This window comes from Geobacillus thermoleovorans (assembly GCF_001610955.1).
In the GTDB taxonomy this organism is placed as follows: domain Bacteria; phylum Bacillota; class Bacilli; order Bacillales; family Anoxybacillaceae; genus Geobacillus; species Geobacillus thermoleovorans.
Window position 1 is genome coordinate 1,130,322 of the sequence record NZ_CP014335.1, and the last position, 15,843, is coordinate 1,146,164.

Annotated in this window: 21 protein-coding genes; all 21 read left to right on the forward strand. The window is 54.9% G+C overall.

The features are described from left to right. Position 1 precedes the first annotated feature (1 nt). On the forward strand, positions 2-454 hold the full coding sequence (gene flgC, locus GT3570_RS05730; protein ID WP_011230717.1) for a flagellar basal body rod protein FlgC: 453 nt from the start codon (positions 2-4) through the stop codon (positions 452-454). A 19-nt stretch (positions 455-473) separates the two neighbouring features. Next, positions 474-770, forward strand: coding sequence for a flagellar hook-basal body complex protein FliE (gene fliE, locus GT3570_RS05735; protein ID WP_011230718.1), 297 nt, complete (start codon positions 474-476; stop codon positions 768-770). Between the two features lie 81 nt (positions 771-851). Next, a complete protein-coding gene (gene fliF / locus GT3570_RS05740) occupies positions 852-2,438 on the forward strand; it encodes a flagellar basal-body MS-ring/collar protein FliF (RefSeq protein WP_011230719.1) in 1,587 nt (528 codons plus the stop codon). Positions 2,439-2,450: 12 nt separating this feature from the next. Beyond that, complete coding sequence (gene fliG / locus GT3570_RS05745) at positions 2,451-3,470, forward strand: flagellar motor switch protein FliG (RefSeq protein WP_011230720.1); 1,020 nt, start codon at positions 2,451-2,453, stop codon at positions 3,468-3,470. Beyond that, positions 3,454-4,233, forward strand: a complete 780-nt coding sequence (gene fliH, locus GT3570_RS05750; protein ID WP_020278189.1) for a flagellar assembly protein FliH — start codon at positions 3,454-3,456, stop codon at positions 4,231-4,233. Before fliG ends, fliH begins: the two co-directional genes overlap by 17 nt. Further along, positions 4,211-5,521 carry a flagellar protein export ATPase FliI gene (fliI, locus tag GT3570_RS05755; protein ID WP_081130462.1) on the forward strand — a complete coding sequence of 437 codons (1,311 nt, stop codon included), beginning with the start codon at positions 4,211-4,213 and terminating at the stop codon, positions 5,519-5,521. The genes fliH and fliI overlap by 23 nt, the downstream gene beginning before the upstream one ends. Positions 5,522-5,563: 42 nt before the next feature. Further along, entirely contained in the window at positions 5,564-6,010 is a 447-nt protein-coding gene (fliJ, locus tag GT3570_RS05760) for a flagellar export protein FliJ (protein ID WP_011230723.1), read from the forward strand. Further along, positions 6,011-6,622: a MotE family protein gene (locus GT3570_RS05765; RefSeq protein WP_015374410.1), complete on the forward strand. Its 612-nt coding sequence runs from the start codon at positions 6,011-6,013 to the stop codon at positions 6,620-6,622. It abuts the gene before it with no gap. Then, positions 6,619-7,809 (forward strand): flagellar hook-length control protein FliK, encoded by a 1,191-nt coding sequence (locus GT3570_RS05770; protein WP_062898527.1) that lies wholly within the window; start codon positions 6,619-6,621, stop codon positions 7,807-7,809. The genes GT3570_RS05765 and GT3570_RS05770 overlap by 4 nt, the downstream gene beginning before the upstream one ends. A gap of 17 nt (positions 7,810-7,826) precedes the next feature. Continuing rightward, the gene (gene flgD, locus GT3570_RS05775; RefSeq protein ID WP_062898528.1) at positions 7,827-8,255 is read left to right on the forward strand and encodes a flagellar hook assembly protein FlgD; all 429 of its coding nucleotides are present in this window, start codon (positions 7,827-7,829) and stop codon (positions 8,253-8,255) included. Between the two features lie 17 nt (positions 8,256-8,272). Further along, on the forward strand, positions 8,273-9,070 hold the full coding sequence (gene flgG, locus GT3570_RS05780) for a flagellar basal body rod protein FlgG (protein ID WP_062898529.1): 798 nt from the start codon (positions 8,273-8,275) through the stop codon (positions 9,068-9,070). Between the two features lie 43 nt (positions 9,071-9,113). Beyond that, positions 9,114-9,338: a flagellar FlbD family protein gene (locus tag GT3570_RS05785; protein WP_011230728.1), complete on the forward strand. Its 225-nt coding sequence runs from the start codon at positions 9,114-9,116 to the stop codon at positions 9,336-9,338. Further along, on the forward strand, positions 9,325-9,753 hold the full coding sequence (gene fliL, locus GT3570_RS05790; RefSeq protein ID WP_011230729.1) for a flagellar basal body-associated protein FliL: 429 nt from the start codon (positions 9,325-9,327) through the stop codon (positions 9,751-9,753). The genes GT3570_RS05785 and fliL overlap by 14 nt, the downstream gene beginning before the upstream one ends. Before the next feature lie 28 nt (positions 9,754-9,781). After that, complete coding sequence (gene fliM, locus GT3570_RS05795; RefSeq protein ID WP_011230730.1) at positions 9,782-10,786, forward strand: flagellar motor switch protein FliM; 1,005 nt, start codon at positions 9,782-9,784, stop codon at positions 10,784-10,786. Then, entirely contained in the window at positions 10,776-11,957 is a 1,182-nt protein-coding gene (gene fliY / locus GT3570_RS05800; protein ID WP_023634335.1) for a flagellar motor switch phosphatase FliY, read from the forward strand. Before fliM ends, fliY begins: the two co-directional genes overlap by 11 nt. Before the next feature lie 25 nt (positions 11,958-11,982). Further along, complete coding sequence (locus GT3570_RS05805; RefSeq protein ID WP_011230732.1) at positions 11,983-12,342, forward strand: response regulator; 360 nt, start codon at positions 11,983-11,985, stop codon at positions 12,340-12,342. Between the two features lie 19 nt (positions 12,343-12,361). Beyond that, positions 12,362-13,018, forward strand: coding sequence for a flagella biosynthesis regulatory protein FliZ (gene fliZ, locus GT3570_RS05810; RefSeq protein WP_011230733.1), 657 nt, complete (start codon positions 12,362-12,364; stop codon positions 13,016-13,018). Continuing rightward, a complete protein-coding gene (gene fliP, locus GT3570_RS05815) occupies positions 13,011-13,679 on the forward strand; it encodes a flagellar type III secretion system pore protein FliP (protein WP_011230734.1) in 669 nt (222 codons plus the stop codon). Before fliZ ends, fliP begins: the two co-directional genes overlap by 8 nt. Before the next feature lie 15 nt (positions 13,680-13,694). Next, the gene (fliQ, locus tag GT3570_RS05820) at positions 13,695-13,964 is read left to right on the forward strand and encodes a flagellar biosynthesis protein FliQ (RefSeq protein ID WP_011230735.1); all 270 of its coding nucleotides are present in this window, start codon (positions 13,695-13,697) and stop codon (positions 13,962-13,964) included. Positions 13,965-13,970: 6 nt separating this feature from the next. Then, a complete protein-coding gene (gene fliR, locus GT3570_RS05825; protein ID WP_023634337.1) occupies positions 13,971-14,744 on the forward strand; it encodes a flagellar biosynthetic protein FliR in 774 nt (257 codons plus the stop codon). Between the two features lies 1 nt (position 14,745). Continuing rightward, positions 14,746-15,828, forward strand: a complete 1,083-nt coding sequence (gene flhB, locus GT3570_RS05830) for a flagellar biosynthesis protein FlhB (RefSeq protein ID WP_011230737.1) — start codon at positions 14,746-14,748, stop codon at positions 15,826-15,828. The last annotated feature ends 15 nt before the right edge of the window (positions 15,829-15,843 follow it).

Below are 15,843 nucleotides of genomic sequence, written 5' to 3' on the forward strand. Positions count from 1 at the left end.
GGTGTCTTTGTTTCAAAGTCTAAACATTTCGGCTTCGGCGTTGACCGCCCAACGGTTGCGCATGGACGTGATCGCCTCCAACATCGCTAACGTCGATACGACGCGCGCCCGCCTTGTCAACGGCGAATGGGAGCCGTACCGCCGCAAAATGGTCATCATTGAACCGCGCAGCGGGTCGTTTTCGGGCTATTTGCAGGCTGCGCTCGGCCGTGCCGACGCGGTGGACGGCGGAGTGCGGGTGCGCGAAATTGTCGATGATCCGGCGCCGTTTAAACTCGTCTACGACCCGAATCACCCGGATGCGGGCGCCGACGGCTATGTGCGTCTGCCAAACGTCGACCCGCTGAAAGAAATGGTGGACTTGATCGGGGCGACGCGTTCGTATGAGGCGAACGTTACGGTGTTGAATGCTTCAAAAGGAATGCTCATGAAGGCGCTCGAGATCGGGAAATAGCATGCGAGGGGGATAAACGATGATTGATGGAGCAAGCCGCATTGGGCTGACGATGTCTTCCGCCGTTTCGCCCCCAGCGAAGCCGGCTGAGGCGCAAAAGCAATTCGCCGCATTTTTCAAAGAGGCGCTCAACCGCGTGAACGAAGCGCAAATTCAAGCCGATGCGCTGACGGAAAAGCTCGTTCGCGGGGAGAACGTTCAGTTGCATGATGTGATGATCGCCGCGCAAAAAGCGAGCATCACGCTGCAGCTGACGCTGGAGATCCGCAACAAAGCGATCGAGGCGTATCAAGAAATGATGCGCATGCCATTGTAGCAGCAATGAATCGCAATACATACGGAAGCCGCCGCCATTGTTGCGCTATGGCGGCAGGTATTGGATCATCGGGGGAATTGTATGAGAAGGAAATGGAAAGAGTGGTGGAGCCGCGCTCGCGCGTTTTGGCAGGAACGGACAAAAAAACAGAAATGGCTCGTGCTCACTGCGGCAGCGGCCGTGCTTTTGGCCGTTGGCGTCGGCGTCTTTTTCGCCACAAGGACGGAAATGGTGCCCCTCTACAGCAATTTGTCGCCGCAAGAAGCGGGGCAAATTAAAGCAACGCTTGACCAGCGCGGCGTTCCGGCCGAAGTGGCGGACGGCGGGACGACGATTAAAGTGCCGAAAGAGCAAGTGGACGCGCTGAAAGTCGAGCTCGCTGCTGAAGGCATCCCGAACAGTGGAGTCATTGACTATTCATTTTTCGGCCAAAACGCGAGCTTCGGCATGACGGATAACGAGTTCAATATGGTGAAGCTGAAGGCGATGCAAACGGAGCTCGCCAACTTGATCAAGACGATCGACGGCGTCGAGGACGCCAAAGTCATGATCAACCTTCCGCAGCCGAGCGTATTCGTTTCCGATGAGAAAGGGGAAGCCTCGGCTTCGATCGTGCTGAAGACGAAGCCGGGCTATCAATTCAGCGACGAGCAAATCAAAGCGCTCTATCATCTCGTCGCCAAAAGTGTTCCGAATCTCTCTACAGATAATATCGTCATTATGAATCAGTTTTTTGAGTATTACGATTTAAAAAACGACGGCGAAAATTCGACAGGAACGACATTCGCCTCGCAGCAGCAAATCAAAAAGCAGATCGAGCGCGACATTCAACGCCAAGTGCAGCAACTGCTCGGCACGATGATGGGGCAGGATAAAGTCGTCGTTTCCGTGACGGCGGATGTCGACTTTACGCAGGAGAAACGAGAAGAAAATTTGGTTTCTCCAGTGGACGAGAAAACGAAGCAAGGTATTGCCGTCAGCGTTCAGCGCATTAAAGAGACGTACTCCGGGAGCGGTGCGCCGCCCGGAGGCGCCGCTGGAACGGGCGCGAACGAAGTGCCGGGCTACCAAAACGCAAACGGCGCAACAAACGGCAACTATGAACGAACCGAAGAGACGATCAACAATGAGGTAAACAAAATCAAAAAGCAAATCGTCGAAAGTCCATATAAAATCCGCGACCTAGGCATCCAAGTGATGGTCGAGCCGCCTGACCCTAATGATCCGAACTCGCTGCCGCCCGAGACGGTCAATGATATTCAAAAACTGCTAGGAACGATCGTTCGGACGTCAATTGACAAAAGCGAGGCGCAAACGCTCACTGATCAAGACATCAACAACCGCATCGTCGTTTCGGTGCAAAAATTCAACGGCAAGCCGACATTCACCGAATCAACGCCGGATCGGCCGGCGTGGTGGTGGTATGCGGCCGGTGCAGGAGCGCTGTTGCTCGTTGCCTTGCTGTTGTTCCTCTGGTTGCGCCGCCGCCGTGAAGACGAGGAAGAGGAAGAAGAACACTTGTTCACTCCGCCGCTTTCGACGGAGCCGGATTTGCCGGAGCCGCCGGAGACGGAGGCAGCGTTGCGCCGTCGACAGCTTGAGCGGCTGGCGAAAGAAAAGCCGGATGAGTTTGCAAAACTATTAAAAACGTGGCTATCGGAAGAGTAGGGGGAACGGCGTATGGCAAAGCGCGAACGAAAAGGCGGGCTGTCGGGCAGGCAAAAAGCAGCCATCCTGCTTATTTCCCTCGGCCCGGATGTGTCGGCCTCTGTCTATAAACATTTATCCGAGGAAGAGATTGAGAAGCTGACGCTAGAAATTTCCAACGTCCGTCAAGTGACGGCCGAACAAAAAGAGGAAGTGCTTGAAGAGTTTCGACAGCTCGCCTTGGCGCAAGATTACATTGCCCAAGGCGGCATCGCCTATGCGAAAGAAGTGCTTGAAAAAGCGCTCGGCCCGGATAAGGCGATGCAGATCATCAACCGCCTGACATCAGCGCTGATGGTGCGGCCGTTTGATTTCGCCCGCAAAGCCGACCCGATGCAGCTGTTAAACTTCATTCAAAATGAACATCCACAAACGATCGCTCTGATTCTTTCGTATTTGGAGCCGGCACAGGCAGGGCAAATTTTATCGGCGCTGCCGCAGGAAATGCAGGCGGATGTCGCCCGGCGCATCGCGCTGATGGACAGCACATCGCCGGAGATTATCAACGAAGTCGAGCAAATTTTGGAGCGGCGGCTGTCCGCGACCGTCGTGCAAGATTACACGCAAGCCGGCGGAATTGAGGCGGTCGTGGAAGTGCTGAACCAAGTCGACCGGAGCACGGAGCGGACGATTTTGGATGCCTTGGAAATTCAAGACCCGGAACTGGCTGAGGAAATTAAAAAACGGATGTTTGTCTTTGAAGATATCGTGACGCTCGATCACCGCGCCATTCAGCGCGTCATCCGCGAGGTGGACAACAACGATCTCATGTTGGCGCTGAAAGTAGCGAGCGACGAAGTGAAAAACATTATTTTCCGCAACATGTCGACAAGAATGGCCGAGACGTTCAAAGAAGAAATGGAATATATGGGGCCGGTTCGGCTGCGTGATGTCGAGGAGGCGCAATCGCGCATCGTCGCCGTGATCCGTCGTCTCGAAGAGGCCGGAGAAATCGTCATCGCGCGCGGGGGAGGAGATGATATTATTGTCTAACGTCATTAAAGCGCCGAAATTGGCGGCGCGCGCTGGGAAAAAGACGATCGTCGTGCAGCGCCATGTTTCCGATCTTCCATCGTCCGTCGACGATCGGCAGAGGGAGATGGAAGCGGTCGCCGCCGCCAAGGAAGAAGCAGCCAAGCTTCGCCGCCAGGCAGAGCAATATTACGAATCGGTGCGCGAGCAGTTGGCCCGCGAAAAAGAGGAATGGCAGCGGGAGAAAGAGCGTCTCATGCAGGAAGCGCGCGCCCGCGGGTATGAAGACGGCTATGCGGCTGGGCGCGAGGAGGCTTTGAGCGAGCACCGCGCGTTGATCGAGCAAGCCCGCCGCTTGGCGGAGCGAGCGAACACCGAATTTTACGCTCGCATCGAATCGACGGCTGAGGCGATGCTGGAGGTGGCGTTAAAAGCGGCCGAACGCATTATCGGCGCCGCGCTTGAGGGCGATCGAAACGCTTTTTTGCCGCTCGTGCACCAAGCGTTGCAGGAAGTGCGCCGGCAAACGGAAGTGGCCGTTTATGTGCATCCGCACGGCTACGAAATAGTGGCAGAGCAAAAGGAGCTGTTGAAATCTCTGTTTCCGCATCGCGTTGATCTATTCATCTACCCGGACGATGCGCTTCCTGAATATGGATGTGTCGTGGAGACGCCGTTTGGGCGCATCGAGGCGAGCGTCGATGTACAGCTTGAGCGGCTGCGCGAGGCGCTCTACCGGCGATTGAAGGAGGGAGCGTTTTCTGAACTGGCAGGCGCTTCTTGATGAAATAGACGCTATCGACTTGTATAAACGGTTTGGCAAAGTGTCGCGCGTCATCGGCTTGATGATGGAATCGAAAGGACCGAAAAGCTCGATTGGCGATCTTTGTTACATCCATGAACAGAGCGGATGCCGGAAAATTCCCGCCGAAGTCGTCGGCTTTCATGAACAGCACGTCTTGCTTATGCCGTTTTCCGCCATGTCTCATATCGCTCCCGGCTGCCTTGTCGAAGCGACCGGCCGGCCGCTTGAAGTGCACGTCGGCGATGCGCTCATTGGCATGGTTCTTGATCCGCTCGGCCAACCGCTTGACGGGAGCCCGTTGCCGCCCGGGCTGAAGCCGGTGTCGGTCGAACGCGATCCGCCCAATCCGCTCGTTCGGCCGCCGATTGTCGAACCGCTTGAAGTTGGCATCCGCGTCATCGACAGCCTGCTTGCCGTCGGCAAGGGGCAACGCGTCGGCATTTTTGCCGGCTCGGGCGTCGGCAAAAGCACGCTCATGGGAATGATCGCCCGCCATACGTCGGCTGATGTGAACGTCATCGCCTTAATCGGCGAGCGTGGCCGCGAAGTGCGCGAGTTTTTAGAGCGCGACCTTGGCCCGGACGGCTTGGCCCGCTCGGTCGTCGTCGTCGCCACGTCCGACCAGCCGGCGCTGATGCGCGTCAAAGGCGCCTATACGGCAACGGCGATCGCCGAATATTTCCGCGACCAAGGGGCGGATGTCATGCTCATGATGGACTCGGTCACCCGCGTCGCTATGGCGCAACGGGAGATTGGCCTTGCCGTCGGTGAGCCGCCGACGACGAAAGGCTATACGCCATCGGTCTTCGCCCTCCTGCCAAAGCTGCTTGAACGGGCTGGAACGAACGCTTCCGGCACGATCACCGCGTTTTATACGGTGCTTGTTGACGGCGATGACATGAATGAGCCGATCGCTGATGCGGTGCGCGGCATTTTGGATGGCCATTTTGTGTTGGAACGCCAGCTGGCGAACAAAGGGCATTACCCGGCGATTAACGTGCTCAAAAGCGTCAGCCGCGTCATGCCCCACATGATCAGCGCAGAGCACCGCGAAGCGGCAAACCGGTTCCGCCGCCTTCTGTCCACTTATATCGATTCGGAGGATTTGATTCAAATCGGGGCGTACAAACGGGGGTCGTCCCAAGAAATTGATGAGGCGATCGAATTTTATCCGCAAATGATGGCGTTTTGCCGCCAAAACATCGATGAAAAAACGACGCGCGCCGAAAGCATTGATGCCCTGTTGCGCTTGTTGTCGGTTCGGTGAGAAATCGCGCGCCATGTTCAGACGATGAAAGGGTGAACAAATGTGACGCCGACGTTTCGGCTGCAAAAAGTGCTGGCGATGAAAGAAAAAGAAAAAGAAAAGGCGCTTGGCGAATACGAGGAGGCGGTCCGCCGGTTTGAGCAGGCAGCCGAAACGCTTTACCGCCTGCTCAAGGAAAAAGAAGAATGCGCGGCGGCTCGGGATGAACAGCTTCAAGCCGGCCTGTCCGTTGGAGACATTCGCCTTAGGCTGCAATATATGGCGAATTTAGAGCGGATGATCGACCATTATCAGCTTGTCGTCATGCAGGCGCGCGAGCAGATGCAGCGCCGGCAGCAGCGTTTGATGGAATTGAATATCGAAGTGAAAAAATACGAAAAAATGCGCGAGCGCATTAAGCGGTGGGCCGAGCAGCTTGAGAGGGAAGCGGAACGCCGCCTGCTCGATGAAATGGCGGTTCAACGTTTTGCAAGGCAAGGAGAGGTATAGATGGCGGAGAGCAAAGTTGAACAGGAAATGCAGGCGAGTTGGTGGCAATGGCTGTTGTTTGTCATTGTCATTCCGAGTGCGTTTGCTGCCTCCTTTCTGTTGTTGATTTTAAACATTGCCGGCGTTGATGTGGCCAAGGCGGCAAAGCAGTGGACAATAAAGGCGCCGTTTGTCTCCGAGTGGATCAACTGGAGCAAAAGGGAGAAAGCTTTGCAAAAAACGATTGAAGCTCAGCAGCAGACGATCAACCAGCAAAAACGAACGATCGCCGACCAACAAAAGCAAATCAAGCAGTTGAAAAACGAATTGGCGGCAAAGGAAAAGGAAATCGCCCAGCTGTCTGCGCCAAGCGGGAAAACGGACGCTCAGGCTGAGCCTGTTGACGAGCCGGCCTTGACGGAAGAAGATGTCGTCGGCATGTATGACGCCATGTCGGAAAAACAGGCGGCGGCTATTTTAGCGGAACTGCCTGAGAGCGAAGCGCTCCGTGTACTGAGCCAGATTGACGGCGACAAAGCGGCAGCCATTTTGGAACAAATGCCGGCTGGGCAGGCGGCGAAACTGTTGGCATCGTTAAGCAAAAGGGCGATGGGGAAGGAGGCGGCCGAATGAAAGTAACGATCACAGCAAACGCGCCGCTATCGGCAGGCGCTATGGCGGTGAAAAAAGAGGCGGAAAACGCAAACGTGTTTGCGGCGTTGCTTGCGCACAAGCAACAAGAGTTATTGCCCGCTGGGGCAGAGACTAGCTTGTTTCAAGAGGAGTCGAGCAAAAACAAAGAGCCAGATTGGCAAAATGGCGGAATGGAAACGGGCGCAGCCGGACAACCATCTTCAGCGGAAAAGAAGCCGGTGCAAATCGAATCATTGTGGCTTGCCCCTTCCCTCGTGGCTGCTTGGGCTGTTGCTCCAATTTCGGCAGCTGCAGGCGCGCCGCTTTTGGCGGCGGATCAGCAGGCGGAAGGGAAAACGAGTGATCATTGGGCATTTCCGTTTGTCGGTGCGATGAATGGTGAAGAAACGATTGCCGCTCAGCCGGCGGCTGATGAAGCGGGATTTGAACGTGCGTTCATAACCGACGGACGGAAAAGTGGTCATATCGATGCTGAATCTTTTTCGCCTTCCAGCGGAAAAACAGGGATGTTTCCACCGCTCCTGAGCGACGGCGACCAGCGTCCATTCCATGAGCAGGGGGGCAACAGGCCGGTTGTCGCGCTGCCTAACGGAGCTTCTTCCGTCCGTCCGGCTGGCGAAAAAGACATTTCGCTGCCAAAAAGGGGGGACAAGGGGCATGGCGGCGAGGCCGCTCCTTCATTCACCACTCCCCCTGCGCTTTTATCACCCTCCTCTTCATCTGTCGGGCTGATCGGCGAGATGCCGGCGTCAGCTGGCGGAAGCGTCGCTGATCAAGTCGCCCACGCGCTAAGGTCGGCGCGGTGGATGAAGTTGCCAAACGGTGTCATGCAGCTTGTCATCCGTCTGCATCCGGAACATCTCGGGACGGTGACGGTGAAAATGACAGAGGAAGGTGGAAAGCTCGCCGCCAAGCTGCTCGTGGCGAACGACGCGGTGAAAGAGTTGCTCTACGCTCATTTGCCGCAGCTTGCTCAGCAGCTTGATGCGAGTTCCATCACGGTCGAAAAATGGACCGTTTGGTCGGATTATGACCGCTCCGCTATGCCGCCGTATTCCGGGAACCGCCAAGGAGGACAGCAGCAGGGCGAATCGCGGCAAAAACAAAAACGGGAGCCATCATCTTCCTTCCCGTTTGCGCTAGACGGGATCGAAGCTGACGCATAAGGGGGAAAAGAACGAGGATGACAACGAATGCGATTGATGGAAGCTTATGGCTGGCAAACGCGGTTCAGCCGGAACGGAAAACGGGCAATCAAATTTTAGGAAAAGACGACTTTCTCAAAATTTTGCTCGCTCAGCTAGAAAACCAAGACCCGCTCAATCCGATGGAAGATAAAGACTTTATCGCGCAAATGGCGAGCTTCTCCTCGCTTGAGCAAATGATGAGCATCGCCAATTTGATGCAGCAATGGATGCAAGCGTCAAGCCGCGATGCGCTTTTGCGCTACAGCGAATGGATCGGCAAAACGGTGCACTGGCAAGACGGCGAGACGATGATGAGCGCCGTCGTTCAATCGGTCATGCAAAAAGACGGCCAAGTGACTCTTGGGCTTGATAACGGGACAACGATTGCTGCGGATGCGGTCGTGAAAGTCGAACAAAAAGGATAAAAGGGGAGAGGGAACCGATGCTTCGTTCCATGTATTCCGGAATCGGCGCCATGCGCAACTTTCAAACGAAGTTGGATGTCATCGGCAACAACATTGCCAATGTCAATACGTACGGGTTTAAAAAAGGACGAACGATTTTCAAAGATTTGATGAGCCAGACGATTTCTGGAGCAAGCGGGCCCAATGCCGGCCGCGGCGGGACGAATCCAAAGCAGGTCGGGCTCGGTTCGCAGCTGGCGGCGATCGACACCGTCCATACGCAAGGCAGCTTGCAAACGACCGGCCGCGTGCTTGATTTGGCAATTTCCGGCGACGGGTTTTTCGTCGTCGGCGACGCTTCCGGCAACAATCGCATGTATACGAGAGCCGGGAATTTTTATCTCGATTCGCAAGGCTATATTGTCAATGCCGATGGCCAATATTTGCTCGGTGTTGGAAATAGCCGCCTTCAAATTCCGACAGATGCGAAAAGCTTGAGCATCGGGGCGGACGGCAAAGTGACCATTGTGGATGCTTCTGGGACTTTAAGTACGATCGGCACGATTCAGCTGGCCAAATTTGCAAACAATGACGGATTAGAAAAAGCCGGCAACAACTTGTTCCGCGAAACGACCAACTCCGGCGCGCCAACGACAGGGGCGCCGGGAGCGAACGGAACAGGAACCATCGTCTCCGGCGCGCTTGAGATGTCCAACGTCGACCTTGCCGAGGAATTCACGGAGATGATCGTCGCCCAGCGCGGCTTCCAGGCGAATACGCGCATCATTACGACATCGGATGAAATTTTGCAAGAGCTTGTCAACTTGAAAAAATAGAATAGGAGGTAGGGCGTGAGCGGCGTCTTGCGCCTGCTGGCCGATGATTTCGTTAACGAAGCTCAACGGGAAACGGTTTGTGCTCAATGCGTTGTACATCGAACAAATTGAAGCGTTTCCTGATACGACCGTGACGCTGACGAACGGAAAAAAATTCGTCGTGCGCGAAACGGTCGAGCAAGTGGCTGCACGAGCGAGCGAATTTTACCGGCAGCTTGGTGTGTTTCGCTTACCGAAAGCAGGAGGATTGGACAGTGAAAGGGAATAAAGCAATCAAAACGATGATCATTGTGCTGGCGGTCATCGCCTTGGCCGGAACGGCGGCGCTTGTCGCGGTGATGAAGATGGGGCATGCGGAAAAACAAGGGGCGCCAAGCGCCGATGAACTAGCGGAACGATCGATCGACATTCCGGAAATGACCACCAATTTAGCGGACGGGCGTTATATTAAAATCTCATTTAAAATTGAAACAGACAGCGATCAAGGAAAAGAAGAGGCGGAGAAACGCGATTTTCAGATGAAAGACGTGATCATCGAGCAACTTTCGCAGATGAAAGCGGCCGACTTTAAAGGAAAAGAAGGGCTGACGGCGCTGAAAGAGCGGCTGAAGCGCGAGATCAACGGATTGATGCAAGAAGGGAGAGTGGAGAACGTCTACATTACCTCTTTTATCCTCCAGTAGCCCTGTCATTGGAAGGGGGGAAGATGAAATGACGGCCGGGGAAGTATTGTCGCAAAGCGAAATTGACGCGTTGCTCGCTGCGCTTTCTGCAGGGGAGATGAGCGCGGAGGAGCTGAAAAAAGAGGAGGAAGGCCGACGCGTCAAAACGTATGATTTCCGGCGGGCGCTCCGGTTTTCCAAAGATCAAATCCGCAGCCTGACGCGCATTCATGAGAATTTCGCCCGTCTGCTGACAACGTTTTTTTCCGCCCAGTTGCGCACATATGTGCAAATTTCGGTCGCATCGGCCGACCAAATTCCATACGAAGAATTTGTCCGCTCCATCCCAAAAATGACGATCATCAATGTCTTTGAGGTGCCGCCGCTTGGCGGGCATGTCCTTTTGGAAGTCAACCCGAACATCGCTTACGCCATGCTTGACCGGGTGATGGGCGGGCGCGGCGTCGGCATGGATAAAGTGGAGCATTTGACTGAGATTGAAACACGCATCATGTCCAATTTGTTTGACAAGGCGTTTGTCCATTGGCGCGACGCTTGGGAATCGGTGGCGGAAGTCGACCCGCTCTTTGTCGATTTTGAAGTCAATCCGCAGTTTTTGCGCATGATTGCGCCGAACGACACCGTCGTCGTCATTTCGCTCAACACGCAAATCGGCGAAGCGCGCGGCATGATGAATGTGTGCATTCCGCATGTCGTCTTGGAGCCGATTATGCCGCGGCTGTCGGTGCATTACTGGATGCAGGCGCAAAAAAAGGAGCGTTCCCCCGAGGAAGCGAAACGGATCGAACAGCGCATCCGCGCGGCAAAATTGCCGATTATCGCTGAACTGGGAACGGCGGTCATCACGGTCAATGAATTTCTTCAACTCGAGGCCGGCGACGTCATTCAGCTCGAGCAGTCGATTCATGAGCCGCTCGTGGTCAAAATCGGCCATATTCCAAAGTTTATCGGCCAGCCGGGGAAGCGGAACAAAAAGCTGGCGGTGCAAATTTTAGCGATGATCGAGGGGGACGAAGACGACCATGATGAATGATGGGATGTTGTCGCAAGATGAAATCGATGCTTTACTGCGCGGAATGGACAATAGCGATCACGTTCCGGCGCTCCACGATATTTTCACCCCGCTCGAGCAAGATGCCCTTGGGGAAATTGGCAATATTTCATTCGGCAGTTCGGCCACTGCACTGTCGATGTTATTGAACCAAAAGGTGGAAATTACGACGCCAAGCGTGTCCATGATCGAGCGCACAAGCGTCGCTGATGAATTTCCGCAGCCATATGTCGCCATCCAAGTCAACTATACGGAAGGGCTGCTCGGGACAAATTTGTTGGTCATTAAACAGAAAGACGCGGCGATTATCGCTGATTTAATGCTTGGCGGCGACGGAACGGCGGCCGATGGTCCGCTCGGAGAGATTCAGCTGAGCGCTGTTCAAGAAGCGATGAACCAAATGATGGGCTCAGCGGCGACGTCGATGTCGACCGTCTTTGGCAAGCGGGTTGATATTTCCCCGCCGACGCTCCACCTGCTTGATTTGGCGGAAGGAAAAGGGATGGAATATTTGCCGGACGAAGATTTTCTCATTAAAGTGTCATTTCGGCTGAAAATCGGCGAGTTGATCGACTCAAGCATTATGCAGCTGCTGCCGGTCGATTTCGCGAAAGAATTGGTTGCCCAATTGCTCGGCTCGCCGCTTGAGGAGCCGGGGGCTGCGGAAGTTAACCTCAAGTCGTCGGCGGACGCGCGGCCGTTTAGCGAGCCGCAGCCTGTTCCGACTTACGCTCAGGCGAACGGCGGTGCGGCCGTTTCAGAAGCGGCGAGCCGCTCGACGGATGAACCGTCGGCTGGGCGCGCGGACAAGGATAGGGATGGTGCAACCGCTCGGCATATTCAAACCGCCGATTTCGTCGAGTTCGATGCCCCGCCGCTTGCGGCAACGGAGGCGCGCAATTTGGAGCTGCTGTTTGATGTGCCGCTGCAGGTGACGGTTGAACTCGGACGGACGAAGCGATCGGTGCAGGAAATTTTGCAGCTGTCGACTGGATCGATCATTGAGCTCGATAAGCTGGCCGGCGAACCGGTCGACGTGTTTGTCAACAACAAGCTGATCGCGAAAGGAGAGGTTGTCGTCATCGATGAAAATTTCGGCGTCCGCATCACGGACATCATCAGCCAAAGCGATCGGCTAACACGGCTAAAATAAACAGGCGTTTGGGAGGTAAGGGGACATGGCAAGAGTGCTTGTCGTTGATGATGCGGCATTTATGCGCATGATGATTAAAGACATTTTGACAAAAAACGGACATGAAGTCGTCGCCGAAGCGGCCGATGGGCGGCAGGCGATCGAGAAATACAAGGAAACGCAGCCCGATGTAGTGACAATGGATATTACGATGCCGGAGATGGATGGGATTACGGCGCTCAAGGAAATTAAAAAAATCGACAGCAACGCCAAAGTCATTATGTGCTCCGCGATGGGGCAGCAGGCAATGGTGATTGATGCCATTCAAGCCGGGGCGAAAGATTTTGTGGTCAAGCCGTTCCAAGCGGACCGCGTCATCGAAGCGATCAACAAAACGATCGGGTGAGCGATCAGAGGTGGAAACTATGGCAATTTGGCGCTGGGCGGCCGTTTTGCTGGCAGCAGCCATCGCTTTGGGGCCGGTGCCGGCATTGGCCGCCCAAAGCCCGACGGTCGCCGACTGCCTGCAGCATCCCGATTCATGCGGGAAGTCAGCTCCTTCCGGGCAACAGACAAAACAGACAGCGAATCAAGCCGCTGATGCGGTTTCCGCTTTCGATGTGCTTCGGCTCATCGGCGCGACCGCCTTTGTTCTCTTCCTTCTTTATGCGCTGTTTCAATGGCTTTCCCGCCGTCAGTTGTTCGTTTCCGGCCAAAAAGGCGCCATTGAGCACCTTGGGGGAACAAGCGTCGGGGCGAACCGCTCTGTGCAGCTGATTAAAGTCGGCCGCCGGCTGCTCGTCATCGGCGTCGGCGATTCGATTCAGCTGCTTAAGGAAATTGAAGACGAAGATGAAATCCATGAGCTGTTAGCGCAGCATCGCGAACGGTTGGAACGGATGGCGGAGTTCGGCCGGCTTGGCTCCCTCCTTCGCGGTGAGTGGACGGCGAAATCAAAGCGGAAAAGCGGTTCGCTGTCATCGTTTTCGGCGCTGTTGGCTGAGGAGATGAAGCAAATGGCCGAAAAGCGAAACGAGTGGCTCAATCGGTTGAAGAAGAAAGGGACGGCGGGCGATGAGTGAATTTGTCCATATGTTTGATTCGATGGCTCCCGAGCACGTGTCGACAGCGGTGAAGCTTCTTCTGCTGCTCACCGTTTTGTCGATCGCTCCCGGCATTCTCATTATGATGACATGTTTTACGCGCATCGTCATCGTTTTGTCGTTTGTGCGCACGGCGCTCGGCACGCAGCAGATGCCGCCGAACCAAGTGCTCGTCGGGCTCGCGCTGTTTTTAACATTTTTCATTATGGCGCCAACCTGGAAAGAAATCAACGACCAGGCATTGCAGCCGCTGTTTGCCGACAAAATTGATTTGGAGGAGGCGTATGAACGGGCGGCTGTTCCGCTGAAGCAGTTTATGAGCCAATACACAAGGCAGGAAGATTTGGCGCTGTTTTTATCATACAGCGGCGCCAAACAGCCGAAAACGATCAACGACATCCCGATGACCGCGCTCGTGCCGGCGTTTGCCATCAGTGAGTTGAAAACGGCGTTTCAAATGGGCTTTATGATTTTTATTCCGTTTTTAGTCATCGACATGATCGTCGCCAGCGTCTTAATGTCGATGGGGATGATGATGCTGCCGCCTGTGATGATTTCGCTGCCGTTTAAAATTTTATTGTTTGTCCTTGTTGATGGCTGGCATTTGGTCGTCAAATCATTGTTGCAAAGTTTTCAATAAAGATAGGTGGCGTTTATGAGTGCCGATTTCATCATCCGCCTTGCTGAACAAGGCGTGTATATCGTGCTTGTCGTCTGCGGGCCGCTCTTGTTGTTGTCCCTTGCCGTCGGGCTTGTCGTCAGCATTTTTCAGGCGGCGACGCAAATTCAAGAGCAGACGCTCGCGTTTGTGCCGAAAATCGTCGCCGTCTTGCTTGGACTTGTGTTCTTTGGGCCGTGGATGCTCTCGAAAATGGTGTCGTACGCGCACGATATTTTCAACAATCTTGCTTCGTTTATAGGCTGATCGGCGATGGAACAAGTATGGACTTATTTTCCGGCGTTTTTGCTCGTCTTTGTCCGCGCTGCTTCGTTTTTCGCGGCGATGCCGTTGTTTTCCTACCGGACCGTGCCGGCTTCGTATAAAGCCGGATTGGCGTTTTTGTTCAGCTGGCTGTTGTTTTGGGCGATGCCCAAACCGGTGTTGGCGCTTGACGGCGTGTATGTATTGCTTGTCGTAAAAGAAGCGCTCGTCGGACTGGCGCTTGGGCTGCTGGCAGCGATCCTCATGGCGGCGGTGCAAGTCGCCGGCGGCTTGATCGATTTTCAAATCGGGTTTGCCATCGCCAACGTCATCGACCCGCAAACTGGAGCGCAAAGCCCGCTGCTTGGCGAGTATCTTCATTTGCTGGCGCTTTTGCTTTTGCTTATGCTTGACGGGCACCATTTGCTGCTTGACGGCATGTTTTACAGCTATCATTGGCTGCCGCTTGACCGCTTGCCGCACATTGCCGATGGGCCGGCGGTGGAGTACGTCGTGCGGGTGTTCGCTGCCATGTTTGCCGCCGCTGTGCAAATGGCCGCCCCGCTTGTCGGATCGCTCTTTTTAGTCGACGTGGCGCTTGGCATCATCGCCCGCGCGGTGCCGCAAATGAACATTTTCGCGGTCGGCTTTTCCGCCAAAACGGCGGCGGCGTTTTTGCTCCTGTTGGCGGCAGTCGGGGGAATATTGCTCGCGGCGCGCGGCGTATTTCACTTCATGTTTGCCTCGTTGCGCGAGTTGATGCGGCTGTTGGGGGGCGGATAAGATGGGCGAGTGGCGGCTCGATTTGCAATTTTTCGCTGGGGAAAAAACGGAAAAGGCGACGCCTCGCAAACGGCAAGAAGTGCGGGAAAAAGGACAGGTGGCCAAAAGCGGTGATGTCGTCTCCGCTTCCGTGCTGCTTGCTTCATTTCTTGCTTTGTCCTTGGCCGGGGCGTACGAGCGGGACGGTCTGCTGCGGTTGTTCGCCCGCGCCTTGTCCGATTATGCGTCCGCTTCGTTGACGGTTGACTCGCTTCACCGGCTGTTTCTTGACTGGCTTTCCCATGCATCCTTGCTTTTGGCGCCGCTGTTCGCCGCCGCAGTGCTGGCGGCTGGGTTGGCCAACTTTTTGCAAATCGGCGCCTTGTTCACCGTTGAACCGTTAAAAATGGATTGGAACCGCCTCAATCCCGTGCAAGGAATGAAACGGCTGTTTTCGTTGCGCGCCTTGGTCGAGCTGTTGAAATCCGTGTTAAAAGCTGGAATCATCGGTGCGGTCGTGTTCGCGGCGCTGTTGGCCGAACGAAGCGAGCTTGCGGCGCTCGTTTCCAAGACGCCGGGTGAGGCTTTGACTGTCGTCGGCGGCTTGACGGTGAAAATGGGGCTGTACGCCGCGGGGGCGCTCTTGTTTTTAGCGCTGTTTGATTACTTGTATCAGCGGTTTGAATTTGAAAAAAGCATCCGCATGTCCAAACAGGACATTAAAGATGAATACAAAAAGACGGAAGGCGATCCGCTCATCAAATCGCGCATCAAGCAAAAACAGCGCGAGATGGCGATGAGGCGGATGATGCAGGAAGTGCCGAACGCGGATGTCGTCATTACCAACCCAACGCATTACGCCGTTGCCCTCAAGTATGAAGACGGCAAGATGGAAGCGCCGGTCGTCGTCGCGAAAGGGGCGGATTATATGGCGATGAAAATCAAGGAAGTGGCGAAAACCCATGGCGTCGTGACTGTCGAAAATCGCCCGCTTGCGCAGGCGCTCTACCGCCAGACGGAAGTCGGCGATATGATTCCAGAGGCGTTTTTTAAGGCAGTGGCGGAAATTTTGGCGTACGTCTATCGGCTCAAAGGAAACGTGTAGCAACAAGGAGAGAAA